19 protein-coding genes and 2 tRNA genes are annotated in these 23,976 nt (G+C 73.0%); 8 read left to right on the forward strand and 13 right to left on the reverse strand.

The genetic code is table 11. From position 1 onward, the window contains the following. Window positions 1-11 precede the first annotated feature (11 nt). Both DER29_RS11745 and DER29_RS11750 read left to right on the forward strand, forming a co-directional pair. Complete coding sequence (locus DER29_RS11745) at window positions 12-4,481, forward strand: HAD-IC family P-type ATPase (protein WP_121397382.1); 4,470 nt, start codon at window positions 12-14, stop codon at window positions 4,479-4,481. Window positions 4,482-4,539: 58 nt separating this feature from the next. Next, on the forward strand, window positions 4,540-5,343 hold the full coding sequence (locus DER29_RS11750; RefSeq protein WP_121397383.1) for an MBL fold metallo-hydrolase: 804 nt from the start codon (window positions 4,540-4,542) through the stop codon (window positions 5,341-5,343). Between the two features lie 132 nt (window positions 5,344-5,475). Here DER29_RS11750 and DER29_RS11755 read toward each other — a convergent pair whose 3' ends face one another. Both DER29_RS11755 and DER29_RS11760 read right to left on the reverse strand, forming a co-directional pair. Then, entirely contained in the window at window positions 5,476-5,895 is a 420-nt protein-coding gene (locus DER29_RS11755; RefSeq protein WP_121397384.1) for a CBS domain-containing protein, read from the reverse strand. 124 nt (window positions 5,896-6,019) lie between these two features. Further along, the gene (locus DER29_RS11760) at window positions 6,020-7,006 is read right to left on the reverse strand and encodes an L-threonylcarbamoyladenylate synthase (protein ID WP_121397385.1); all 987 of its coding nucleotides are present in this window, start codon (window positions 7,004-7,006) and stop codon (window positions 6,020-6,022) included. An 84-nt stretch (window positions 7,007-7,090) separates the two neighbouring features. On the opposite strand from DER29_RS11760, the gene sigJ reads away from it, so the two are divergent. The 4 genes from sigJ to DER29_RS11780 all read left to right on the forward strand — a co-directional run bounded on the left by sigJ (window position 7,091) and on the right by DER29_RS11780 (window position 10,812). Next, window positions 7,091-8,035, forward strand: coding sequence for an RNA polymerase sigma factor SigJ (gene sigJ / locus DER29_RS11765; RefSeq protein WP_121397386.1), 945 nt, complete (start codon window positions 7,091-7,093; stop codon window positions 8,033-8,035). Window positions 8,036-8,127: 92 nt separating this feature from the next. Further along, window positions 8,128-9,318: an NAD(P)/FAD-dependent oxidoreductase gene (locus DER29_RS11770; RefSeq protein WP_121397387.1), complete on the forward strand. Its 1,191-nt coding sequence runs from the start codon at window positions 8,128-8,130 to the stop codon at window positions 9,316-9,318. Between the two features lie 103 nt (window positions 9,319-9,421). After that, entirely contained in the window at window positions 9,422-10,177 is a 756-nt protein-coding gene (locus DER29_RS11775; RefSeq protein WP_121397388.1) for an HAD family hydrolase, read from the forward strand. Next, entirely contained in the window at window positions 10,174-10,812 is a 639-nt protein-coding gene (locus DER29_RS11780; RefSeq protein ID WP_121397389.1) for a class I SAM-dependent methyltransferase family protein, read from the forward strand. Before DER29_RS11775 ends, DER29_RS11780 begins: the two co-directional genes overlap by 4 nt. A gap of 48 nt (window positions 10,813-10,860) precedes the next feature. On the opposite strand, the gene DER29_RS11785 is transcribed toward DER29_RS11780, so the two are convergent. The 6 genes from DER29_RS11785 to gyrB form a co-directional block, all read right to left on the reverse strand. Then, window positions 10,861-10,936: transfer RNA gene (locus DER29_RS11785), tRNA-Ala, on the reverse strand. Between the two features lie 41 nt (window positions 10,937-10,977). Beyond that, window positions 10,978-11,106 (reverse strand): DLW-39 family protein, encoded by a 129-nt coding sequence (locus DER29_RS35180; protein ID WP_210834795.1) that lies wholly within the window; start codon window positions 11,104-11,106, stop codon window positions 10,978-10,980. A gap of 42 nt (window positions 11,107-11,148) precedes the next feature. Then, a tRNA-Ile gene (locus DER29_RS11790) sits at window positions 11,149-11,222 on the reverse strand. 210 nt (window positions 11,223-11,432) lie between these two features. Next, the gene (locus DER29_RS11795) at window positions 11,433-12,344 is read right to left on the reverse strand and encodes a DUF3566 domain-containing protein (RefSeq protein WP_121397390.1); all 912 of its coding nucleotides are present in this window, start codon (window positions 12,342-12,344) and stop codon (window positions 11,433-11,435) included. Between the two features lie 4 nt (window positions 12,345-12,348). Continuing rightward, the gene (gyrA, locus tag DER29_RS11800) at window positions 12,349-16,023 is read right to left on the reverse strand and encodes an intein-containing DNA gyrase subunit A (protein WP_370040280.1); all 3,675 of its coding nucleotides are present in this window, start codon (window positions 16,021-16,023) and stop codon (window positions 12,349-12,351) included. 235 nt (window positions 16,024-16,258) lie between these two features. Next, window positions 16,259-18,205: a DNA topoisomerase (ATP-hydrolyzing) subunit B gene (gene gyrB / locus DER29_RS11805; protein WP_121397392.1), complete on the reverse strand. Its 1,947-nt coding sequence runs from the start codon at window positions 18,203-18,205 to the stop codon at window positions 16,259-16,261. Between the two features lie 507 nt (window positions 18,206-18,712). Between gyrB and DER29_RS11815 the strand changes: the two genes are divergently transcribed. After that, the gene (locus DER29_RS11815) at window positions 18,713-19,267 is read left to right on the forward strand and encodes a hypothetical protein (RefSeq protein ID WP_121397394.1); all 555 of its coding nucleotides are present in this window, start codon (window positions 18,713-18,715) and stop codon (window positions 19,265-19,267) included. Here the strand turns inward: DER29_RS11815 and DER29_RS11820 are convergent. Beyond that, window positions 19,252-19,734 carry a MarR family winged helix-turn-helix transcriptional regulator gene (locus DER29_RS11820; protein WP_121397395.1) on the reverse strand — a complete coding sequence of 161 codons (483 nt, stop codon included), beginning with the start codon at window positions 19,732-19,734 and terminating at the stop codon, window positions 19,252-19,254. The genes DER29_RS11815 and DER29_RS11820 overlap by 16 nt on opposite strands. 94 nt (window positions 19,735-19,828) lie before the next feature. Here DER29_RS11820 and DER29_RS11825 point away from each other — a divergent pair, with 94 nt between their 5' ends. Further along, window positions 19,829-20,056 (forward strand): hypothetical protein, encoded by a 228-nt coding sequence (locus DER29_RS11825; protein ID WP_121397396.1) that lies wholly within the window; start codon window positions 19,829-19,831, stop codon window positions 20,054-20,056. A 3-nt stretch (window positions 20,057-20,059) separates the two neighbouring features. Here DER29_RS11825 and DER29_RS11830 read toward each other — a convergent pair whose 3' ends face one another. The 4 genes from DER29_RS11830 to dnaN are packed head-to-tail and all read right to left on the reverse strand — an operon-like array spanning window position 20,060 to window position 23,856. Continuing rightward, window positions 20,060-20,668: a DUF721 domain-containing protein gene (locus tag DER29_RS11830; protein WP_121397397.1), complete on the reverse strand. Its 609-nt coding sequence runs from the start codon at window positions 20,666-20,668 to the stop codon at window positions 20,060-20,062. After that, entirely contained in the window at window positions 20,658-21,791 is a 1,134-nt protein-coding gene (gene recF / locus DER29_RS11835) for a DNA replication/repair protein RecF (protein WP_121397398.1), read from the reverse strand. The genes DER29_RS11830 and recF overlap by 11 nt, the downstream gene beginning before the upstream one ends. A gap of 17 nt (window positions 21,792-21,808) precedes the next feature. Beyond that, window positions 21,809-22,681, reverse strand: a complete 873-nt coding sequence (gene gnd, locus DER29_RS11840; protein ID WP_121397399.1) for a phosphogluconate dehydrogenase (NAD(+)-dependent, decarboxylating) — start codon at window positions 22,679-22,681, stop codon at window positions 21,809-21,811. 41 nt (window positions 22,682-22,722) lie between these two features. Further along, window positions 22,723-23,856, reverse strand: a complete 1,134-nt coding sequence (gene dnaN, locus DER29_RS11845) for a DNA polymerase III subunit beta (protein ID WP_121397400.1) — start codon at window positions 23,854-23,856, stop codon at window positions 22,723-22,725. Between the last annotated feature and the right edge of the window lie 120 nt (window positions 23,857-23,976).

Raw genomic sequence — 23,976 nt, forward strand, 5'->3', positions numbered from 1 at the left:
CGTACGCCTCGATGATCTCGCTGGTCCGCACGGCCGGCCGACTCCTTCCGCCGGTCACGGTGCCGCCGGTCGTCGGCGAGGCGTCCCGGAACGTCGGTGCCGCCGCGGCCCGGCTGGTGCGGGCGGCCGGGCTGAGCCGCCGTCGGGTCTGGTCCCGCCCCGGCCGGCACCACATCGAGGTGCTCGGGGTCTGCCAGGACGGCGGCGACGTCCTCGCGCGTCAGGTCGAGGCGGCGCTGGAGCGGATGCCCGGCGTCCAGTGGGCACGGGTCAACGCCCCGTCCGGTCGGGTGGTCGTCGCCGTCGGTACGCCGGAGCCCGCCCTGCGGGACCTCATCGCGACCGTCGCCCGCACCGAACGCACCTGCCCGCACGAGCCGGACCCGCAGATCCCGCCGCCGCACCCGCCCGAGGAGGGACCGCGCACGCCGCGCACCCTCGGCGCGCTGGCCTCCGACGCTCTCGGCCTGACCCTCTCCGCCGCCACCCGGATCCTGCCGTTCACGCCGGTGCCCGGGGAGGTCGCCGGGCTGCTCGGCGCGGTCGACCTGCACCCGAAGCTGCACGCGCTGGCGGACCGGGGGCTACGCGCCGACCCCCGCGCCGATCTGCTCTTCCCGCTCGCCGAGGCGGTGGTGCAGGGCCTGACGGGCAGTTGGACCGGGCTCGTGCTCGACGGCGCGCACCGGGTGGTGCAGTGGGGCGAGGCGCGCGCCCAGCTCCGCGCGTGGGCACAGGCCGAACCCCGGCTGACCGGGCATCCGGAGCGGGCCGCCGCCCCCGCGCCGAAGATCGAGCGCCCCCGGCCGAAGCCGGACGGCCCCGTCGAGAAGTACGTGTCCCGGACGCTCGACGCGGGCGCCGTCGCGGTGGCCGCCGCGACGCCGGTCGTGGGTTGGAAGCGGGCCGCCGCGCTGGGCCTCTCCACGCTGCCGAAGGCCCCCGGCAGCGGACGCGAGGGGTACGCCGCGCAGCTCGGCCGGATCCTCGCCCGGCGGGGGGTGATCGCGATGGACCGCAACGTGCTGCGCGAACTCGACCGGATCGACACCCTGGTGCTGGACGCCGCCGTGCTCGGCTCCGACCGGGGCGTGCTGGCGGACCTGGCGCCGCTGGCCGGTGCGGACACCGGGCGGGTGGCGGCGCGCGCGTTCGCCCTCTTCGACCCCGCCGCGCCCCGAGAGCCGCGGCACGCCGACGGCTGGCGGCTCGGGCCGCTGGACGCGCTGAACGTCGAGGACCCGGGCGACACCGCCGACAGCCGGCGGCTGCGCGACGCGGGCGGCCCCCTGCTCGGCCTGTCCGACGGCGGCACCCTCCTCGCCGTACTGCGGGTCGAGCCGGAGCCGGCGCCGGGCGTCGACGCCCTGCCGGCCGCCGCCCGCCAGGCCGGCCTGCGGCTGGTCGTGGCCGGCGACGACGAGCGGCGGTACGACTTCGCCGACGCCCACCTGCCCGGGCGCGACCGGCTGGCCGAGTCCGTGCGGGAGCTGCAACGCGACGGGGCCGTGGTGATGGTGGTCTCCGGCGACCGCGCCGCGCTCGGGGCCGCCGACTGCGGGCTGGGGCTCTCCGCCGACGAGGACCTGCCGCCCTGGGGCGCGCACCTGCTGGTCGGCGCCGACCTGCGGGTGGCCGCGCTGGTGGTCGAGGCGGCCGGGGTGGCCCGCCGGATGGCACGGCAGAACATCGGCCTGGCCATGGCCGGCACCGGCCTCGGCGTCCTGGGGGCGCTCACCGCCTCGCCCGCACGGCTGCCCGGCCGCGCCGTCGCGGCCGTCAACGGGGCGGCGGCGCTGGCCTTCGCCCACGGGGTCCTGCGGGCGCACCGGCTGCCCGGCCCGGCGGACTCCCCGGCGCCGGCCACCACCGCGTGGCACCTGATGCCGTCCTCGACCGTGCTGGACCAGCTCGACACCGGCCCGGACGGGCTCCCCACCGACGAGGCCGAGCGCCGCCGGGGCGACGGGAGCGCACGGCCGTCGGGGCCGACGGGGCTGCTCCACGCCTTCGTCGACGAGCTGACCAACCCGCTCACCCCGGTGCTGGCCGCCGGGGCGGTGCTCTCCGCCACCCTCGGCTCGCCCGTTGACGCCGCCCTGGTCGGCGGCGTGGTCGGCGGGTCGGCGCTGCTCGGTGCGGTGCACCAGCACAACACCGAGCGGTCGCTGGCCGAGCTGCTGTCCCGCTCGGCGGTGACCGCCCGGGTACGCCGGGATGGCGCGGAGCGGATCCTGTCGGCCGAGGACCTGGTGCCCGGGGACGTCGTCCTCCTCGAATCGGGGGACGCCGTCCCGGCCGACTGCCGGGTGCTGGAGTCGGCCGGGCTGGAGATGGACGAGTCCTCGCTCACCGGCGAGTCGCTGCCGGTCGGCAAGACCGACCAGCCGGTGGTCGCCGCCGCCGTCGCCGACCGGCGCTCGATGCTCTACGAGGGCACCAGCGTCGCCGCCGGCCACGGGACGGCGGTGGTGGTGGCGACCGGCGCGGGCACCGAGGCGGGGCGGAGCCTGGCGATGGCCCGGCAGGCCCCGCCGGCGAGCGGCGTGGAGGCGCGGCTGGGCCGGTTGACCCGGGCGGCGATCCCGCTGGCCGCCGGCTCGGCGGTGGCGGTGGCCGGCGCGGGGTTGCTGCGGGGCGTACCCCTGGCCCAGACCGCCGCGACCGCCGCGAACCTGGCCGTCGCGTCCGTGCCCGAAGGGCTGCCCTTCCTGGTCAGCGCCGCACAGCTCGCCGCCGCCCGGCGGCTGGCGGAGCACGGCGCGCTGGTCCGCAACCCGCGCACCATCGAGGCGCTCGGGCGGGTGGACGTGCTCTGCTTCGACAAGACCGGCACCCTCACCGAGGGGCAGCTGATGCTCGCCGGGGTCGGCGACGACGGCCGGTACGCACCGATGGACCGCCTCGACGACGGCCTTCGACTCACCCTCTCGGCCGCGCTGCGCGCCACTCCGGGCGCCGACGCCCTCCACGACCTGACCCAGCAGACCGACCGGGCGGTCCGGTCCGGCGCGCAGGCCGCCGGGGTGACCGAGCAGACCGGCGCCCAGGGGTGGCAGCCGGTGGGTGGGCTGCCGTTCGAGCCGTCCCGTGGCTACCACGCCACCGTCGGCCGGGCCGGGGACCGGCTGCTGCTCAGCGTGAAGGGAGCGCCGGAGTCGGTGCTGCCCCGGTGCTCGGGCTGGCGTACGCCGGGGGGACGCGACGAGCCGCTCGACGACTCGGGCCGCGACGGGCTGCACGCCATGCTCGCCGACCGGGCGGGGGCGGGACACCGGATCCTCGCCGTGGCCGAGTGCCGGGTCTCCTCGCCCGACGTCACCGACGATCAGGTGCACGACCTGACCTTCGTCGGCTTCCTGGCCCTCGCCGACGGGGTACGCGAGAGTGCAGCCCCCGCCGTGCGCCGGATCCGTCAGGCCGGCGTGCACACCATCATGATCACCGGTGACCATCCGGCGACCGCCGAGGCGATCGCGGCCACCATCAGCGACCACGAGGACCAGCGGGTGGTCACCGCGACGGAACTCGACCAGCTCGACGACGAGGCCCTCGCCGCGCGGCTCGCCGTCACGGACGTGGTGGCCCGGTGCACCCCGGCGCACAAGGTCCGGATCATCCAGGCGTTGCAGAGGTGTGGACGTACGGTGGCGATGACCGGCGACGGTGCCAACGACGCCGCGGCGATCCGGCTGGCCGACGTGGGCATCGCCCTCGGTCAGCGGGGCACCCCGGCGGCCCGGGCGGCGGCCGACCTGGTGGTCACCGACGACCGGCTGGAGACCATCATCGCCACCCTGGTCGAGGGCCGGGCGATGTGGTCCTCGGTACGCCACGCGCTCAGCATCCTGGTCGGCGGGAACCTCGGCGAGATCGCGTTCAGCGTGCTGACCGCCGCCGCTACCGGCCGCTCGGCGCTCACCGGCCGGCAACTGCTCCTGGTCAACCTGCTCACCGACCTGGCACCGGCGTTGGCGATCGCCGTCCGGCCGCCCGGCGCGGACCGTGCCGACGGCCTGCTCCGGGAGGGCCCCGACACCTCGCTGGGCGAGACGATGACCCGGGAGATCGGGCTGCGCGCCGCCGCCACGACGCTGGGCGCCACCGCCGGCTGGACCTTGGCCCGCTACACCGGGCGACGCAGGCGCGCGGGCACCGTCGCGCTGGTCTCGCTGGTCGGCACCCAGCTCGGACAGACGGTGCTGGCCGGCGGCACCAGCCCGGCCGTACTGGCCTCCACCGCCGCGTCGCTCGGGGTGCTGGTGATGGTCGTCCAGACGCCGGGGGTCAGCCACTTCTTCGGCTGTACGCCGCTCGGCCCGGTCGGCTGGACCATCGCGACGGGCTCCGCGCTCGGCGCCACCTTCGCGAACGGCGCGCTCACCCGCCTGGTGGAACGCCTGCCCCAGTCGGGATCCCCGCCGGCGGACCGCCCGGACCCCGACGGACGAACCTCGGCCGACGGGCCGGCGCGGGCGTGACCGCCGCCGATCGGCATGACCGTGCCGATCACGGGTACGGCTGCGAAGGGAGGTACGCATGTTGACGACGCAGCCGGAGGTCACGTTCGTCGGCACCGCCACCACGGTGCTGCGGATCGGCGGGTTCACCCTGCTCACCGACCCGAACTTCCTGCACCGGGGCCAACGCGCGTACCTGGGCAAAGGGCTCTGGTCGCGGCGGCGCACCGATCCCGCGTTGCGGATCGCCCAACTGCCGTCGCTGGACGCGGTCGTCCTCTCCCACCTGCACGGCGACCACTTCGACCGCGTGGCCCGCCGCGAACTCGACCGGGAGCTGCCGATCGTCACCACCCCCGCCGCCGAACGGAAGCTGCGCCGCTGGGGCTTCCGGGCCGCCGAAGGGCTGCCCACCTGGAACTCCCGGGAGCTGCGCCGCGACGGCGAGACGCTGCGGCTGACCTCGATGCCGGGCAGGCACGGGCCGGGCGCGCTGGACCTGCTGATGCCCGACGTGATGGGCACGATGATCGACCTGGAACGCGGGGGCAGCCGCCAGTTCCGCCTCTACGTCACCGGCGACACGCTGAACCGGCCGATGCTCGCCGACATCCCCGAGCGGTACCCGGACATCGACGCGATGCTGATCCACCTCGGCGGCACCCGGATCGCCGGCATCCTGCTCACCATGGACGCGCGGCAGGGCACCGACCTGGTCGAGCTGGTCCGGCCGAAGCTGACCGTGCCGATCCACTACGACGACTACCCGGTGTTCCGCTCGCCGCTGGCCCACTTCGTGGCGGAGGTACGGCGGCGCGGCCTCGCCGGGAGCGTCCGCACCATCGCCCGGGGCGAGACCGTCCCGCTGACCCCGCCGGACTGAGCCGCCACCCCGTCCGTTCCCCGCCGGACTGAGCCGCCACCCGTCCGGTCCCCGCCGGGCCGGCGGTGCCCGCGTACGCCGATCGCCGCCTCCGGCCGGGGCCGGAGGGCGGCGATCGGTCGTGACGTGCGGTCAGGCGCGCTCGGAGATGGCCTCGATGAGGTCGCCCACCGGGCGCTCGGGCAGGGAGCGGGCCACGTCGGCGACGGCCACGATGCCGACGAGCTCGTGCCCGTCGATCACCGGCAGCCGGCGCACCTTGTGCTGGCTCATGGTCCGCAGGATCTCCGCCGCGTCGTCGTCGGCGCCGATCGTCACCGCCTCGCCCTGGGCGAGTTCACCGGCGGTGACCCGGCCCGGGTCGCGGCCCTCGGCGAGGACCTTCACCACGATGTCGCGGTCGGTCAGCATTCCCTTGAGCCGGTTGTCGTCCCCGCAGATCGGCAGCGAGCCGACGCCCAGCTGGGCCATCTGCTTGGCGGCCGTCTTGAGGTCGTCCTGCTCACGGATGCAGGTCACATCGTTCGTCATGATCTCGCGTGCGGTCGGCATTGGCTGACACCTCACTTCCAGGGGGTCGTTGCCGTTTCTCCTACCCCCGTCCTCCCCGCCCATGCACGCGCAAGCTGGGACCGCCGACGCGCCGTCGCCGAGCGGGGCGGCGTCCGTCGCTGACTTATCCCGCCGGATGCCAGGTGGCGGCGGCTCGGCGCAGCCGGTCGTTGACCGCCCGGCCGACGCCCACCTCGGGGACCGGCTCGACGAGGATCTCGTCGACCCCCGTGGCGTCCAGCTCGTGCAGCGCGTCGAACAGCCGCGCGGCGGCCTCGGTCAGGTCACCGGCGGCGGAGAGCACCTCCACGGCCGCCCAGTCTCCCGCCGGTCGGTCCCGGAAGGCCAGGAAGCCGCGCCGGACCCCGTCGGCCGCCGGCGGCTCGCCGCCCGAGGCCAACCGCAGCGGCGTACGCGGGGCGTAGTGCGCCGCCAGCGTGCCGGGCGCGACGGGCTGCCCGGAGCTGCCCGGGCGTACGGTCACCGGGCCGGCCGCCTCCTCCAGCGCCTCGACCGGCAGCGCGCCGAGGCGCAGCACCACCGGCCGCCCGCCCCGGGCGTCCACGATGGTCGACTCGATGCCGCACCGCGTCGGCCCGCCGTCGAGCACCACGTCCACGGCGGCGCCCAGGCCCCGCACCACGTGCTCGGCCCGCGTCGGGCTGAGCTGGCCGAACCGGTTCGCGCTCGGCGCCGCCACCGGCACGCCGGCCTCGGCGATCAGCGCCCGCGCGTACGCGTTGTCCGGCACGCGGACCGCCATCGTCGCCAGTCCGGAGGTGACGATCGGCGGGATCGCCGCCGGCCGGTCCACGATCAGCGTGAGCGGTCCGGGCCAGAAGCGCCCGGCCAACGCCGCCACCGCCGCCGGCACCGTCCCCACCAGCTTCTCCAGCTCGGCCGCGTCCGCGAGGTGTGTGATCAGCGGGTCGAAGCTGGGCCGCGCCTTCGCCTCGAAGATCCGGGCGGCGGCCCGGGCGTCCAACGCGTTCGCGCCGAGCCCGTAGACGGTCTCGGTGGGAAAGGCCACCAACCCGCCGGTACGCAGGACGGAGGCCGCCTCGGCGATGCCGCTGTCGGCCGGTAGCACGCGTGGGGATCCGGTGGTCACACCTGCGACGCTAACCTGCCCGGGACGGCGTCGGCTCCGCGGTGGCCCGGTTCCGATCTGTGCGGCGCGGCCTAGGATCGGGCCATGTCCCTGACGGCGGACGACGTCGAGCGGTTCGAGGCCGCCAGGCCCCGCCTGGAAGCCATCGCCTACCGTCTCCTCGGCTCCGCCACCGAGGCCGAGGACGCCGTGCAGGAGACGTTCCTGCGCTGGCAGGCCGCCAACGTCGAGCGCATCGAGGTCCCCGAGGCCTGGCTGACGAAGGTCCTCACCAACCTGTGCCTCAACCAGCTCGCCTCCGCACGGGCTCGCCGGGAGACCTACCCGGGCCAGTGGCTTCCCGAGCCGCTGCTCGCCGGGGATCCGATGCTCGGCCCGGCCGAAACCGCCGAGCAGCGCGACTCGGTCTCGTTCGCGGTCCTCACCCTCCTGGAGCGTCTCTCCCCGGGCGAGCGGGCGGTGTACGTGCTGCGGGAGGCCTTCGACTACCCGCACCGCGACATCGCCGCGATCCTCGACATCACCGAGGCCGCCAGCCAGCAGATCCTCCACCGCGCCAAGAAGCACGTCGCGGACGGCAGGGCCCGTGCCGAGATCGACGAGGCCGCTGCCCGGCGGGTCGTCGAGGAGTTCCTGGCAGCCGCCACCGGCGGCCGGATGGAGCCGCTCCTGCGCCTGCTCACCGAGGACGTCGTCGCGATCGGCGACGGCGGCGGGAAGGTCCCGGCCCGCGCCAAGGCGTTCGAGGGCGCGGTCGCGGTCGCGAAGTTCCTGTGGGGCCTGTTCAGGCCCGGCAAGGCCAAGCGCGCCCTGGTCGGTGGCACGCCCGAGGTCTACGCCTGGACCGCCAACGGCGGCCCCGCCGTCGTGGCCGTCGTGGACGGCCGGGTCGTCGGCGTCATGTGCCTGGAGGTCACCGCCGACGGCATCGCCGCGTTCCGTAACCAGGGCAACCCGGACAAGCTCGCACGGGCGACCGTGCAGTGGGGTGCCACCGACCACGGCGAGCCCCTGTTCCACGCCTTCTGACCGTCATGTGACGTGCTTCACGAGCGGTTCCTGTCAGGAAACGGCGGGCCACCCGGTTCAAGTGGCAACCCGCACGAGACAGGAGCGTGGACATGCAGCACCGCATCATCGTCCTCGGAGCCGGATACACCGGAGCCATCGTCGCCGGCCGCCTCGCCAGACGCCTCCACCGTGAGGACGTCTCCATCACCGTCGTCAACGAAGGGGCCGACTTCGTCGAACGCGTCCGCATGCACCAACTGGCGGCCGGTCAGGACCTCAGGCCCCGGCCGTTGCGTGAGATGTTCGCGGGCACCGGCGTCGGGCTGCGGCTCGCGAGGGTCACCGGCGTCGACGTCGCCCGCAGGACCGTCGCCGTCGACGACGCGAACGGCGCCGAGGAAGTCGCCTACGACACGCTCGTCTACGCCCTCGGCAGCGGCTGGGACCCACGGGACGTCCCGGGGGCAGCCGAGTACGCCCACGAGATCTCCAGCCGCCCCGGAGCGCTCCGGCTACGCGAGCGCCTGGCCCGCCTCGACGCCGGGCAGACCGTGCTCGTCGTCGGGGGCGGCCTCACCGGCCTGGAGGCCGTGACCGAGATCGCCGAGGCCCGCCCGGACCTCGACGTCGCCCTCGCCGCCCGGGGCGGTCTCGGCGACTGGCTCTCCCCCAGGGGCCGTGAGCACCTGCGGAAGGTCTTCGACAAGCTCGGCATCACCGCGTACGAGCACACCACCGTCACCGGCGTCGAAGCCGACCGCGTCGCCACCGCCGACGGCAGGGCCATCCCGGCGGCGGTGGCCGTGTGGACCACCGGCTTCGCGGTCCACCCGATCGCGAGGGCGACCGCCCTGGAGGTCACCGGCTCCGGCCAGATCGTGGTCGACGGGACCATGCGGTCGGTCTCGCACCCGGACGTGTACGCCGTCGGCGACGCCGCCATGGTGACGGGTCCCGGGGACAAGCCGCTGCGGATGTCGTGCGCCTCGGGGGTGCCGACCGCCTGGCAGGCCGCCGACGCGATCGCGGCGCACCTGGCCGGGGGAAAGCTACCGAACAGCCGGATCCGCTACTTGAACCAGTGCATCTCGCTCGGCCGCAGCGAGGGCCTGATCCAGTACGTCACCGCCGACGACCGCGCCGTGCGGGCGGCCCTGACCGGACGCCTCGCGGCCGTCTACAAGGAGTTGGTCTGCAAGGGTGCCGCCTGGGGCGTCGCCAACCCGACGCTCGGGCTGCCCACCCGGCGCCGCCGCGTCACGCGGGCAACAGCGGGCTCGACCGTCGACGCGCTGGCGTAGGGACCGTTCCGGGCAGCCCGACCACGGCGAGGGGGATCCTGCGGTCACGCCCACCGGGCCGCGGGACCCCTCGTTTCCCGTCCCGGTGCGCGAGGATGGCGGCATGCTTCGTACCCCTCGGGCTCTTTTGCTGGACTTCGGCGGCGTCCTGGCCGACGCGCCACCCCAACCGCCGGCCCCGCCGGGGCTGGTGCGGCGCCTCGCCGAGCTCGTCGACGGCGCGGTGCCGGAGGAGCAGATCGCCCGGGACCTGGGCGAGGGCGCGCGGGCGTACGCCCTGTGGCGCGACGAGGTGGGCAGGACGGACGACCCGGTCGAGCTGCCGCACGGCCAGGTGTGGGCCGACTTCGTGACCCGGTCCTGGCCGCAGGAGGCCCGCGCCGCCGTCCAACGGGAGGCGACCCCACTGGCGTACGCCTGGACCTGGCGCCAGGAGTGGGCCGTGCGCCCCGGCATCCCCGAGGCCCTGCGGCACGCCGCCGACGCCGGCCTGCCGATGGCGGTCGTCAGCAACACGCTCTGCGGCGCCGCCCACCGGGACTTCCTCGCCGCCGCAGGGCTCTCCGGACTGTTCGGGGCCGAGTTCTACAGCGACGAGGCCGGGCCCCGGAAGCCGAACCCGGAACTGGCGCTGCTGGCGGCCCGCGCCATCGCGGTGCCGATTCGCGACTGCTGGTTCGTCGGCGACACCGTGAATCGCGACGTCGTCTGCGCCCGCCGCGCCGGCACCGCCGCCGCGGTCCTCATGCGCTCACCCCGCACCGACCGGGAGGCGGCGCTGCCGGGAGTCGAACCGGACGCGCGGATCGAGGACGGCCACGGGCTCCTCGCGCTGCTGCGGGAGCACGCCCGCCCGTGACCGTCAGGACCGACTGGCAGGCATGGCACGAGCCCTACGCCGACGCGAACTCCCCGCTGTCACGTCGGCTGCGGCTGGTGCAGCAGCACATCGCCTCGTGGCTCGACGAGCGCTCCGAGGAACGACTGACGGTGGTCAGCGCCTGCGCGGGGCAGGGCCACGACCTCATCGGCGTCCTGGCCGCACGGCCCGACGCCCGACGGCTGCGCGTGACCCTGCTCGAGTACGACGCCGGCAACGTGGCCACCGCGCGGGCCGCCGCCGACCGGGCCGGGCTCTCCCACCTCGTGATCAGGCAGGCGGACGCGGGCCAACTCTCCTCCTATGCCGGGGCGGTTCCGGCGGATCTGGTGCTCATGGTCGGAGTCTTCGGCAACATCTCGGACGCCGACGTGGAACGATCGGTCGCCGCCCTGCCTCAGTTCTGCGCGGCGGGTGCCACAGTGATCTGGACCCGGGCGCGGCGGACGCCGGACCTGACGCCGGCCGTACGGAGATGGCTTCGCGACGCCGCCTTCGTGGAGGAGGCGTTCCACGCTCCGGACGACGCCCGGTTCTCTGTCGGCGTCCACCGGTTCGCAGGCACACCGCGACCCCTGGACGCCACGGGAACGCTCTTCACCTTCCTACGCTGACCGGTTCCGCTGCTGCGTGCCGGAGCCGAGATCAACCGAAGGTGGTGCTGGTGGAGCCCAGGGGACTCGAACCCCTAACCCCTGCCTTGCAAAGGCAGTGCTCTGCCAGTTGAGCTAGGGCCCCCGGGGCGGACGACGCCGCCGGTGCCGGCAGTGCCAGCGGGATCAGCGCAGGTCGGGCGCGGTGGTCGCCTCGTGCCAGAGGGCGCGCTCGTCGTTGGAAGCCTTGACCTTCCTGGCCACCACGGCTGCCACACCGACGACGCCGGCCAGGATCAGAAGCTTCTTGAACATGGGGCCTACCCTCGCGCTCGACTGCCGTCGGACGATGTGCGGTGGGGCTAGCTGGAATCGAACCAGCGACCTCAGAGTTATCAGCTCTGCGCTCTAACCGACTGAGCTATAGCCCCGCGTGGCGACGAGCAAGGTTAACCCATCCGTCCGTCCGGCCCCAAATCGGGGGCCGCCGCGACATCCGGGCGTTGCCGTCGCCTCTGAACCTACCGGAGGCTCCGCACCCGGCCCACCCGATTACGCCGCCGTGCGGCCCCGGTGACGTGCCTCAAGATGCACGGAAGCCGGGGCTCCGCGCTCGGCGGTGCCCCGGCTTCTGAGGTGGTTCAGTCGCGCTCGGCCAGGGTCAGCTCGATGCCGCCGACCAGGTCCGCGCAGACGTTGTAGACGAACGCCCCGAGCGTGGCGAGCGCCGTGAACAGCACGACGTTGACCAGGCCGATCAACGCCGAGCTGAGGATCACGCCCTTGGCGGTGATCTGGAAGCCGCTGGTGCTCTGGCCGCCGCCCGCGCTGACCAGGTCGGTCAGGCTGTCGTTGACGCTGGTGAACACGCCCATCGCGTCGAGGGCCAGGTAGAGCACCGAGGTGGCTACCACCACGACGATGAAGAGCACCACCGAGACCGCGAACGCGAACTTCATGACGGACCAGGGGTCGATCCGCTTGAGGTTCAGCCGGGCCCGGCGCGGCCCGCGCGACGCGGCCGAGCTGACAGACGTACGCGCGGCGCGTACCGCGTCACCCACGCGGGCCGCCCCGACGGCTGCGGCGCCGCCGATCCCCGGCGGCAGGCCGCCCCCGTTGGCGGGGCGGCCGGCGGCGGTCGGGCGCGCGCCGTCCGACTGCGGCTTCGCGGTGCCCGTGACGCGGGGCTGGGTGCCGGTGGCGCCCGTGATCCGCGGCTGTGTCCCGGTGGTGCCGGTCGACTGGCCGGCACCGACCTTCAGCGGCTGCGTCGTCGTCGGTGTGGCGGCGGCCGGCTTGGCGGCGGGGGCCGGCTTGTCGACCCCCACCGCTTCGGTCCGCTCCGGCGCGTCCCCGTCCTCCGAGGGCTTGTCCGGAGGCGGTGTCATTCCGGGAGCCCGGGTGAATTTCGGGGCAGGCGCGTCGGCGGGGACGGTGGCCCGACCCACGGCCGCGCGGCCGGTCGCTGGTGTGCCGCTCTTCGCGGCCTCCTCGTCGACCGGGGTGGCCGAGGTCCCCGTGTTCCCCGACTTCGCCTGTGTCTCCGTCATTCAACTAGTCCTGTTCGTCAGGCTCGTCGGCATTGCGAGCAATCGCCACGATAGTCACGCCATCCGGAAGGTCCATCAGCTTGACCCCCATTGTGTTCCGGTCACGCGTACGGCGTACAGGCTTCACCGGAGTCCGGATGACACCACCGTTGCTGGTGATCGCGAACAGCTCGTCGTCCGGGTCGATCACCACCGCGCCGACCAGACCACCGCGCCGCTCGGTGATCTTCGCAGTCAGCACGCCCTTACCTCCCCGGCCCTGCACGGGGTATTCCTCGATCGGGGTGCGTTTCGCGAATCCCCCGTTCGTGGCCACCAGGACGTCCAGCCCTTCGCGGACCACCTCCATGGCCAGCAGGACGTCGTCCTCGCTGAAGCGCATGCCGATGACGCCCGAGGTGGCCCGCCCCATCGGGCGCAGCGCCTCGTCGCTCGCGTTGAACCGGATCGCCTGCGCGTTCTTCGAGACCAGCAGCAGATCCTCCTCCGGCGCGACCAGCGCCGCCCCGACCAGCTCGTCCTCGTCGCGCAGGTTGATCGCGATGATGCCGCCGGACCGGGGGGAGTCGAACTCCTCGAGCCGAGTCTTCTTCACCAGGCCGTTCTTCGTGGCAAGTACCAGGTAGGGGGCCACCTGGTAGTTCGGAATCTCGATGATCTGCGCAATCTGCTCGTCGGGCTGGAACGCGAGCAGGTTGGCCACGTGCTGACCCTTGGCCACCCTACTGGCCTCGGGAAGCTCGTACGCCTTCGCCCGGTAGACGCGCCCCTTGTTGGTGAAGAAGAGCATCCAGTCGTGCGTCGAGCATACGAAGAAGTGGCTGACGATGTCGTCCTGCCGGAGCGTCGCCCCGCTGACACCCTTGCCGCCGCGGCGCTGGGACCGGTAGAGGTCGACCTTGGTCCGCTTCGCGTAACCCGTACGGGTGATCGTGACCACCACGTCCTCGCGGGCGATGAGGTCCTCCATGGAGACCTCGCCCTCGAACGGCACAATCTTGGTGCGCCGCTCGTCGCCCCACTTGGCGACGATCTCGCCGAGCTCCTCCGAGACGATCCTGCGCTGCCGCTCGGGCTTGGCGAGGATGTCCTTGAGGTCGGCGATCTCCAGCTCCAGCTTGGCCAGGTCGTCGAGGATCCGCTGCCGCTCCAACGCGGCGAGCCGGCGCAGCTGCATGTCGAGGATCGCGGTCGCCTGGATCTCGTCGATCTCCAGCAGCCGGATCAGGCCCTGCCGGGCGTCCTCGACGGTGGGCGAGCGCCGGATCAGGGCGATCACCTCGTCGAGGGCGTCCAGGGCCTTGGACAGACCGCGCAGAATGTGCGCCCGCTCCTCCGCCTTGCGCAGCCGGAACGCCGTCCGCCGGCGGATCACGTCGATCTGGTGCTCGACGTAGTAGCGGATGAACTGGGCCAGGTTCAGCGTGCGCGGCACCCCGTCGACCAGCGCCAGCATGTTGGCGCCGAAGGTCTCCTGGAGCTGGGTGTGCTTGTAGAGGTTGTTCAGCACCACCTTGGCGACCGCGTCGCGCTTGAGCACGAGCACGATCCGCATGCCCGTACGCCCGGAGGACTCGTCGCGGATATCGGCGATGCCGGCGAGCTTGCCCTCCTTGATCAGCTCGGCGATCCGCTCGGCCAGGTTGTCCGGGTTCACCTGGTAGGGCAGCTCGCTGACGACCAGGCAGGGGCGGCCCCGCTTGTCCTCCTCGACCTCCACCACGGCCCGCATCCGGATCGACCCACGCCCGGTGCGGTACGCGTCCTGGATTGCCTGCGTGCCCACGATCAGGCCGTGGGTGGGGAAGTCGGGCCCCTTGACGATCTCCAGCAGCGCGTCGAGGGTGGTGGCCTCGTCCTCCTCCGGGTGCTCCAGGCACCACTGCACCGCCGTGCCGATCTCGCGCAGGTTGTGCGGCGGGATCTTGGTGGCCATGCCGACCGCGATGCCCTCGGAGCCGTTGACGAGGAGGTTCGGGATCCGCGACGGCAGGATGGTGGGCTCCTTGGCCCGGCCGTCGTAGTTGTCCTGAAGATCGACGGTGTCCTCGTCGATGTCCCGCAGCATCTCCATGGCCAGCGGGTCGAGCTTGCACTCGGTGTTGTGGCTGACGAAGCCGTCCGAGACGAACGAGTGGTCGTCGGTGTCCACCCGGATGCTGTAGACCGGCTGGACCCCGGCGTCGACGACGCTGGCGACCTCCGCGTAGTAGAACCGACCGTCGACCAGCGGCTCGACCACGTCGAGCACCTCGGTCTCGGTGATCCGCGCGGCGATCTCGTCGCGGTCCCGCTCCCAGCGCTCGATGCGGTCGACGTTGTGCCGGCGCAGCCAGTCCCGCTCGGTCCAGCGCGTCGCGCCGTGCTCCCGGATGAAGTCACCCACCAGCGGCACGTGGTCGCCGGAGAGCGCGGTGCTGGTTGCCGGGACCGACGCCAGCTCGGACTCCAGCTTGGCCTGCTTGCGGCCGAGGAAGCCGACGTGGGCGGCGAAGATCCGCGCGTCGCGGCGGTTGGTCACCACGACCTTGATCTCGCCGTTGTCGTACCGGCACTGCCGGCTGACCACGCCGAACTCCAGCAGCAGCTGCTGGACCTCGCGGGCCAGCCGCTCGCTGCGGGTCGAGTACGAGATCTGGATGGTGTTGCGCGGCAGCAGCGACGAGGAGCCGTCGCCCTCGAAGAGTGCCTGGAGGAAGGCCCGCTTGACCGCCGCCGGCCCCTGCCAGACGAACTCGGGCACGAACTTGGCAGCGCTGCGCGCCCCGACCAGCTCGCCGAGAAGGCTCTTCCGAAGGGCCGAGAGGTCCTGGACGTCGAGTTCGTGCAGCAGGCTGCCGGAGGCGATGGTGCGCTGGCTAACGTACCGCGGGCCGCCCACCGCCAGGTCGTAGGCCGCGAGGACCCGGACGAAGAACTCGCGGTCGACGTTGTTGAAGCCCGCCCGTCCCTCCGAGACCCAGCCTTCGCTGACGAAGGCGCCGGCCAGGACGGCCGCCTCGACGTGCTCCAGCATCGGGTAGCCGATCTCGTCGGGCACCGTGCGCTGGAGGACCACCCGGTCGCCCGGCGAGATCTCGGCGAGCAGCTTCCACAGCAGGGTCGGCACGCCGGCCACGTCCACCAGACAGAGCACCGGGTGGTTGTGGGTGCCGGTCAGCTCGTACCCCTCGCGGGTGCGCAGCTTCAGCGTCGGGTGCTCGCCGGAGTGGAAGAACTTCGAGGCGCGGACCAGGTCGCCGTTGCGGTCGCGGACCTTGAGGTCGATGTCCGTCTCGCTGCTCGGCGCCGCGCTCGACACGATCTCACCGATCCGGACCGAACCATCGGCGGTACGGATCCGCGCGTCCCCGGTGAGGCAGTAGCGCATCGCGGCAGCAGGATCGTTGCCCGGCGAGCCGAAGTTGCCGTTGCCGTCGACCAGCGGGTAGCGCAGCGACCAGGGCTGCGCCATCCGGACCAGCGCGTCGTAGATCGCCGAGTCGCCGTGCGGGTGGAACTGGCCCATCACGTCGCCGACCACGCGGGAGCACTTCACGTAGCCCCGGTCCGGCCGGTAGCCGGAGTCGAACATGGCGTAGAGGATCTTGCGGTGGACCGGCTTGAGCCCGTCCCGGACGTCCGGCAGCGCCCGCCCGACGATCACGCTCATCGCGTAGTCAAGGTAGGAGCGCTGCATCTCCACCTCGAGCCCGACCGGTTCGATGCGGTCGTGCGCGACGACGGCGGCGACGGTCTCGGGGAGCTCGGGCTCGTTGGGTGTGGACTCGGGGATATCGGTCACTGTTAACCCTTATCAGACTCAGAGTCGTTTTCGTGCTGTGGATAACGGCTGTGGATACCGGCCGCTCTGTGGATAACTCTGTGGATCGGCGGGCTGGCCGGTGGACGACCGGCCGGCTCGCCGGGACCCGTCAGATGTCCAGGAACCGGACGTCCTTGGCGTTGCGCTGGATGAACGAGCGGCGCGCCTCGACGTCCTCACCCATCAGCACGCTGAACAACTCGTCGGCGGTGGCCGCGTCGTCGAGCGTGACCTGACGCAGCGTACGCGTCGCCGGGTTCATCGTGGTCTCCCACAGTTCGGGGTAGTTCATCTCGCCGAGGCCCTTGAACCGCTGGATGTCGTCCGGCTTCGCGTTCGGCTTCTTCTGCTGGCGCAGCGCGATGAGACCGTCCCGCTCGCGGTCCGAGTACGCGTACTGCGCGTCGTCGCCGCGCTTGTTCCACTTGATCTTGTAGAGCGGCGGGGCGGCCAGGTAGACGTGCCCCATCTCGACCAGCGGGCGCATGAAGCGGAAGAGCAGCGTCAGCAGCAGCGTCTGGATGTGCTGGCCGTCGACGTCGGCGTCGGCCATCAGCACCACCTTGTGGTAGCGCAGCTTCTCCATGTCGAAGTCGTCGTGGATGCCGGTGCCCAGCGCGGTGATCAGCGCCTGGACCTCGTTGTTCTTCAGCACCCGGTCGATCCGGGCCTTCTCCACGTTGAGGATCTTGCCGCGGATCGGCAGGATCGCCTGGGTCCGGGGGTCGCGGCCCTGCTTGGCCGAGCCGCCGGCCGAGTCGCCCTCGACGATGAAGACCTCGGACTCGCGCGGGTCTGTGGACTGGCAGTCGGCCAGCTTGCCCGGCATCGAGCCGGACTCCAGCAGCGACTTGCGCCGGGCCAGCTTGCGCGCCTGCTGCGCGGCGATCCGGGCCCGGGCGGCCTGGGACGCCTTCTGGATGATGATCTTCGCCTCGGCCGGGTTGCGGTCGAACCAGTCGACCAGCCACTCGTTGCAGACCCGCTGCACGAAGCTCTTCACCGGGGTGTTACCCAGCTTGGTCTTGGTCTGGCCCTCGAACTGAGGGTTGGCCAGCTTGACCGAGATGATCGCGGCCAGGCCCTCGCGGATGTCCTCGCCGGAGAGCTTCTCGTCGCCCTTGAGCAGCTTCTTGTCGGTGCCGTACCGGTTGACGACGCTGGTCAGCGCAGCCCGGAAGCCCTCCTCGTGGGTGCCGCCCTCGTGCGTGTTGATGGTGTTGGCGAAGGTGTAGACCGACTCGCCGTACGACTCGTTCCACTGCATGGCGATCTCGACCGACATGCCCTCCTCCTCGGAGCCGAACTCGACCACCGTCTTGTGGATCGGGTTCTTCGAGGCGTTGAGGTGCCGGACGAAGTCGGCGATGCCGCCCTTGTAGCAGAAGGTGACCTCGCGCGGCTTGCCCTCCTCGCCCTCCGGGACGCGCTCGTCGAGCAGGTGGATGGTGAGGCCCCGGTTGAGGAAGGCCATCTCCTGGAGCCGCCGGTAGATGGTCTGGAAGTCGAAGTCGACCGTCTCGAACACGTCGGCGTCGGGCCAGAAGGCCACGGCGGAGCCGGTGCGGTCGGTGGACTCGCCCTTCTCCAGCGGGGTCGGCTTTGAGTTGTGGTACTCCTGCCGCCAGACGAAGCCGGACTTGTGGATCTCCACCGCCATCTTCGTGGAGAGGGCGTTCACCACGGAGACGCCGACGCCGTGCAGACCGCCGGAGACCGCGTACGCCTTGCCGTCGAACTTGCCGCCCGCGTGCAGCACGGTCAGCGCCACCTCGACACCCGGCTTCTTCAGCTTCGGGTGCAGGTCGACCGGGAAACCCCGGCCGTTGTCGGTGACCCGGACCCCGCCGTCGGCGAGCAGCACCACGTCGATGGTGTCGCAGTGGCCGGCCAGCGCCTCGTCCACCGCGTTGTCGACGACCTCCCACACCAGGTGGTGCAGACCGCGCTCACCGGTCGACCCGATGTACATACCGGGGCGCTTCCGGACCGCCTCCAGCCCTTCGAGAACGGTGATCGACCCGGCGCCGTACTCCTGCTTGTCCTGCGCTGCCACCCTCGGCCACTTTCTCGCGCCGTCCGCACCTGGTGGCGCGTCGGGCGCGGGTTCGGCGGACAGGACGCGACGTCGACGCGCAGACCGGCACCGGGGACAATTCCGGGGTACGGGTCGAACGCGCCGGTCGCCGCGGTTGCCCGCGGATCGCGATCGGCTCGACCCGACGTGGACAATGATCGCGGGCCCCGCTCCGGGCCCGTGTCTCGTCGCTCCGCACCGGGTCTTCGTCTCAGGGTCAATCTTACTGTGCGCGGACGACAGAACCACCACTCGGCACCCCTGCGAGGGGGCTGAGACCGACGTAGCCGGCCGAACCGCGCCGCCCGCGACTCCCCCTACACGCCAGGGGGCGATCGGGGTCGCCGCCGCCTGACGATCGGTGCCGGTCGGACGGCCGGGAACGCCACCGACGCCACGCCGTCGACCCGGCCTTGATCTTTTCGGGCCGGAACCGGACGATCGAGCCGATACGAACTACCCGTGCTCTCGAAGAGGTGACGCCAGATGGGGCTGGACAACGTCGCGGTGCAGTGGCCGCGGACCGGCCGCTTCTACGATCCGGTCGCGCCGGCCGAGTTCGTCGACTTCGGCGACATCGTCGACATGCCCCGCATCTCCGCGCCGACCGCGGCGCTCGCCGAGCTGATCGCCAAGACCGGCACCGTGCGGGCGACCGCGTACACCGAACTGGTCGACCTGCTGCTCGGCCTGGAGGGTGTGCTCTACGCCACGGACGCGGCGGCCGAGGACGAGGATCCGGTGATCGATCCGGACGGCTGCGCCTGGGTCGCCGGCGGCATCGAGCGGTTCGTGGCGGGCCACCGCCCGTACGGCGAGGCCGTCACCTTCGACTCGGTGAGCCAGGTGCTGCGGTCGCTGCTCGCCGACGGGCGGTTGGCCGAGCAGCAGCTGCGCTGGCTCGGCAGCCGCCTGGACGCGCTGCGCGACGAGAGCGGCGAGCCGCCGCAGTGGAACTTCACCTGCGCCGAGCTGGCGGTGCTGGCGGCCTTCTACCGGCGCTGCGCCGACCGCGGCTTCGCCGTCTACGCCGACGCCTGACCTCTTCCGGCGGCGGACCCGCCCGCGCGGTTGGCGGCGTCGATGACGCGGGTCAGCACGGCGTGCAGGTGGCGCAGATCCTCGACCGGCATGCCGAGCCGTTCGACGATCGCGGGCGGGATCTGCTCGGCCCGCTCCCGCAGGGCCCGACCGGCGGCGGTCAGCGTCACCGCGAGGCTCCGCTCGTCGGCGGGGTCGCGCTCGCGCCGGACGTAGCCGGCCGCCTCCAGCCGCTTGAGCAGGGGCGACAGTGTGCCCGGGTCGAGCTGGAGCAGGCGGCTGAGGTCGCGTACGGACAGCGGCGCGTGCTGCCAGAGCGCGAGCATCACCAGGTACTGCGGGTGGGTGAGCCCCATCGGCTCCAGCAGCGGCCGGTAGACGGCGACGACGCCGCGCGCGGCGACGGAGAGCGCGAAGCACACCTGCTGTTCCAGCGCCAGGGGATCCCCGTCGAGCTGGTCGGTCACGGTCGGGCCTCCTCGTCGTCGTTGCGAGCGTACCAATAATTGGTGTACCAATGATTTGTACGCCAAACGTTCCCGTCGCACCGGAGGCCAGGCGATGACCGACGAGAAGCCCACCCCGAAGGCCCCGGGTGAGGGCGGCCGCCTGATGGCCTGGGCGTTCCGGCGCTTCGCGGGCCCGCCGGAGGTCCAGGGCGCGGTGCAGGGCGGCTCGAACCACGCCCGGGAGGCGTGGAAGCGGGACCTGGAGCGGCGCAAGCAGTGGAGCCGCGAGCAGCGGGAACGCAAGCGCGCCGAGCGGGAGGCCCGGCGCGAGGGTCGCTGACCGTCAGCCGTAGGTGTCCCGCGGGCCGCGGCCGCGGACCCGGCGCGGGCCCTTCGACCAGGAGGGCGCGGCGGGGCCGTGGATGTGCAGCTTGCGCACCACGTTGTGGCCGACCTCGCTGGCGATCTGCTTGAGCAGCGAGCCGGCAAGCAGCCGCAGCTGGGTGGCCCACGCGGTCGAGCGGGCCTCCACGGTCAGCTCGCCGTCCTCCAGCTTCACCGGCCGGCTGTGCTGGGCCACCTCCGGGCCCACCACCCGCTCCCAGGCGCCGAACACCGTCGCCTCGGCCGCCGGCTGCTGCCAGCCGCGCGCCTTGACGAGCCGGTTGAGCACCGCGCCGAGCGGCTGCGGGTCGCGCGGGTCCGGCCCGGGGCCGGAGTATCCGCGCAGGCGCCGCTGGCCGCCCTCGCCGTCGCCGCCACCCCCGCCGGGCGTACGCCGACGCGTCCGGGCCGCCGACTCCCGGCGGGCCCGCGCCGCGTCCAGCACGGCCCGCGCCAGCTCGGGGCCGCTCGCCGCGTCGCCACCCGCCGCGCTGCCAGAGTCGCCGCCGGTCGTTCCGCCGCCACGGCCCGGGCCGAGCCGGGCCGGCGGAAGCTGCTCATCCGACACGTCGCACCGTCCCCTCGGCCACGGCGTACCGGGTGCCACGCAGGGACACCGGGACGTCCTCGTCGACCGCGCAGGTCACCAGCAGCTGGCTCGCCCCGCCGACCAGCTCCGCCAGCCGCTCCCGCCGCCCGGCGTCCAGCTCGGCGAAGACGTCGTCGAGCACCAGCACGGGCTCGATGCCGTCGGAACGCAGCAGGTCGTAGCCGGCGAGCCGCAGCGCCAGGGCGTACGACCAGGACTCGCCGTGGCTCGCGTACCCCTTGGCGGGCAGCGGGCCCAGCGTGAGCGCCAGCTCGTCGCGGTGCGGGCCGACCAGGGTGGTGCCCCGCTCCACCTCGGCGGCGCGGGACTCGACGAGTGCGGCGGTCAGCGCCGCCGCCAGTGTCTCCCGGTCGGTGGTGGGCTCCGCCAGCTCCACCGACGGCCGGTACGCGATCCCGGCGGCCCCCCGTCCCGCCGCCACCGCGTCGTACGCCTTCGTCACGTGCGGGCCCAGCGCCGCGACCAGTTCCAGCCGGCCGGCGAGCAGTTCGGCGCCGTGTCGGGCCAGATGCGTGTCCCAGACCGCCAGGGTCGACAGGTCCCCGCCCCGCGACCCGCCCATCTTGCGGGCCAGGTACGCGGTGCGCAGCAACGCGTTGCGCTGCTTGACCACCCGCTCGTAGTCGGCCCGCACCCCGGCGTACCGGGGCTGGCGGCTGACCAGCAGGTCGTCGAGGTAGCGGCGGCGCTCGGCCGGGTCGCCCCGGACGAGTTCCAGGTCCTCCGGGGCGAACAGCACGAGCCGCAGCGCGCCGAGCACGTCCCGCGCCCGGCGGGCCGGCGACCGCCCCAGGCGGGCCCGGTTGGCCTTGCCCGGCACGATCTCCAGCTCGATCAGCAGCTCGCGCCCCTCGTGCACGACCGCGCAGCGGATCACCGCAGAGGAGGCGCCCATCCGGACGAGGGGGGCGTCCGTGGCGACCCGGTGCGAATCCAGGGTCGCCACGTAGCCCAGCGCCTCGACCAGGTTCGTCTTGCCGACGCCGTTGGCGCCGGTCAGGACGTTCGCCCCCGGCTCCAGGTCCACGCCGACCCGCTCGTACGAGCGGAAGTCGACCAGTTCGAGCCGGCGGACGTACACAGGCGCGTGGATTCCGGTCAGCGCTTGCGGACGGCGTGCCCGCCGAACTGCTGGCGCAGCGCGGCGACGGCCTTCATGGCGGGCGAGTCGTCCTGGCGGGAGGCGAAGCGGGCGAAGAGCGAGGCGGTGATCACGTTCAGCGGCACGGCCAGCCGGACCGCCTCGTCGACCGTCCACCGGCCCTCGCCCGTGTCCTCCGTGTAGCCGCTCAGCTCGGCCAGCTCCGGGTCCTCGTCGAGGGCCCGGTCCAGCAGGTCGAGCAGCCAGGAACGGACCACGGTGCCCTCGCGCCAGGACTTGAACACCCCCGGCACGTTGGTGACCAGCTCGGACTTGGCCATCAGCTCGTAGCCCTCGGCGTAGGCGTGCATCAGGCCGTACTCGATGCCGTTGTGCACCATCTTGGCGTAGTGCCCGGCGCCGACCGGCCCGGCGTGCACGAAGCCGAACTCACCCTCCGGCTTCAGCGACTCGAAGATCGGCATGAGCCGGTCGACGTGGTCCTGGGCGCCGCCGACCATCAGCGCGTAGCCGTTCTGCCGGCCCCAGACGCCGCCGGAGACGCCGGCGTCGAGGTAGCCGATGCCGCGCTCGTTGAGCCGCTCGGCGCGGGGCGCGTCGTCGCTGAAGCGGGAGTTGCCACCGTCGATGATGATGTCGCCCTCGCCGAGGACGTCGGCGAGCTCGTCGATGGTCGCGTCGGTGACGCCGGCGGGGACCATGACCCAGATCGCGCGGGGCGACTCCAGCTTCTCCGCCAGCTCCGCCAGGGTCGCGACATCGCTCAGCTCCGCGTTGTGGTCGAAGCCGACCACCTCGTGCCCGGCGGCGCGCAACCGCTCGCGCATGTTGCCGCCCATCCGGCCGAGCCCTACCAGGCCGAGCTGCATGTGTTCCTACCTCCGTGCGTCGGGGTCTTCTCGGGGTGCGATCAGCGGGAGACGCGGATCGGCATGATGAGGTACCGGTACCCGGGGATGACCTCGCCATCCTCACCGGCGGGCGAAATCACCGCGGGCTTGAAGGCATCGACGAACGAGAGCACGGCGAACTGGGCCCCCAGGTTGGTCAGGCCGTCGATCAGGTACTGGGGGTTGAAGCCGATGGTCAGCGGGTCGCCGGTGAAGGTGGCCTCCATGGCCTCGCTGGCCCGTGCCTCCTCGGTGCCCCCGGCCTCGACCACCAGGCCGTCGGTGCTGAAGCTGAGCAGCACCGGGGTGGTCCGCTCGGCCACCAGGGCGACCCGCTTCACGACCTCGATCAGGGTGCTGACGGGCACCCGCGCCTCGGCGTTGTGGCTGGCCGGGAAGAGCGAGCGCACCGGCGGGTAGTTGGCGCCGTCGAGCAGGCGGCTGGTGGTGCGCCGGGTGCCGCCGGCGAAGCCGATCATTCCTTCGCCGGCCGCGCCCTGGGAGAGCGCCATGATGACCTGGCCACCGATCGGGCCGAGGGCCTTGGCGGTGTCGTGCAGGGTCCGGGCCGGCACGAGGGCGTTGACGCTCACCTCGGGGTCGTCCGGGTTCCACTCCATCTCGCGCAGGGCCAGCCGGTAGCGGTCGGTGGCGAGCATGGCCAGCGTGCCGCCGGAGAGCTCGATGCGTACGCCGGTCATCATCGGCAGCGTCTCGTCGCGCCCGGCGGCGACGGCGACCTGCGCGACCGCGGCGGCGAAGGCGGCGGCGTCGACGGTGCCGGTGCTCTCCGGCATCTCCGGCAGGGACGGGTAGTCCTCGACCGGCATGGTGGGCAGGGTGAACCGGGCGCTGCCGCAGACCAGCTCGAGGTGGGCGCCGACGGCGGCGATGTCCACCGGCTTGGCGGGCAGCGCCTTGGTGATCTCGGCCAGCAGCCGGCCGGAGACGAGGGCGGCGCCGTCGGCGTCCCCCTGCACCTCGACGGTCACCTGGCTGGAGACCTCGTAGTCGAAGCCCGAAACCTGCAGGTTGCCGTCGGTGACGCGCAGCATCACGCCGGCGAGCACCGGTACGGACGGCCGGTTGGGCAGGCTCTTCGCGGTCCAGGCCACGGCCTCGGCGAGCGCGTCGCGCTCCACTCGGAACTTCATCAATGCCTCCGCGTCGACGTCAGCGACAACTCTCTCATGCCGACCGCTGCCTACCGACCCGCCTGTCCGTGCGGGTACCCATCGCACCTTATGGCGCGCGGGCATCGGCCGTGCGTCCGA

Origin of the sequence: Micromonospora sp. M71_S20 (assembly GCF_003664255.1) — a bacterium.
Lineage (GTDB): Bacteria > Actinomycetota > Actinomycetes > Mycobacteriales > Micromonosporaceae > Micromonospora.

Coding starts and splice junctions, on each gene's coding strand:
- sigJ (WP_121397386.1), top strand. CDS start 7,091: ATGTCCCTGACGGCGGACGACGTCGAGCGGTTCGAGGCCGCCAGGCCC.
- dnaN (WP_121397400.1), bottom strand. CDS start 23,856: ATGAAGTTCCGAGTGGAGCGCGACGCGCTCGCCGAGGCCGTGGCCTGG.
- DER29_RS35180 (WP_210834795.1), bottom strand. CDS start 11,106: ATGTTCAAGAAGCTTCTGATCCTGGCCGGCGTCGTCGGTGTGGCAGCC.
- DER29_RS11745 (WP_121397382.1), top strand. CDS start 12: ATGATCTCGCTGGTCCGCACGGCCGGCCGACTCCTTCCGCCGGTCACG.
- gnd (WP_121397399.1), bottom strand. CDS start 22,681: ATGCAGCTCGGCCTGGTAGGGCTCGGCCGGATGGGCGGCAACATGCGC.
- DER29_RS11815 (WP_121397394.1), top strand. CDS start 18,713: ATGGGGCTGGACAACGTCGCGGTGCAGTGGCCGCGGACCGGCCGCTTC.
- DER29_RS11755 (WP_121397384.1), bottom strand. CDS start 5,895: ATGCCGACCGCACGCGAGATCATGACGAACGATGTGACCTGCATCCGT.
- DER29_RS11825 (WP_121397396.1), top strand. CDS start 19,829: ATGACCGACGAGAAGCCCACCCCGAAGGCCCCGGGTGAGGGCGGCCGC.
- DER29_RS11795 (WP_121397390.1), bottom strand. CDS start 12,344: ATGACGGAGACACAGGCGAAGTCGGGGAACACGGGGACCTCGGCCACC.
- gyrA (WP_370040280.1), bottom strand. CDS start 16,023: ATGCAGCGCTCCTACCTTGACTACGCGATGAGCGTGATCGTCGGGCGG.
- DER29_RS11770 (WP_121397387.1), top strand. CDS start 8,128: ATGCAGCACCGCATCATCGTCCTCGGAGCCGGATACACCGGAGCCATC.
- DER29_RS11750 (WP_121397383.1), top strand. CDS start 4,540: ATGTTGACGACGCAGCCGGAGGTCACGTTCGTCGGCACCGCCACCACG.
- DER29_RS11775 (WP_121397388.1), top strand. CDS start 9,422: ATGCTTCGTACCCCTCGGGCTCTTTTGCTGGACTTCGGCGGCGTCCTG.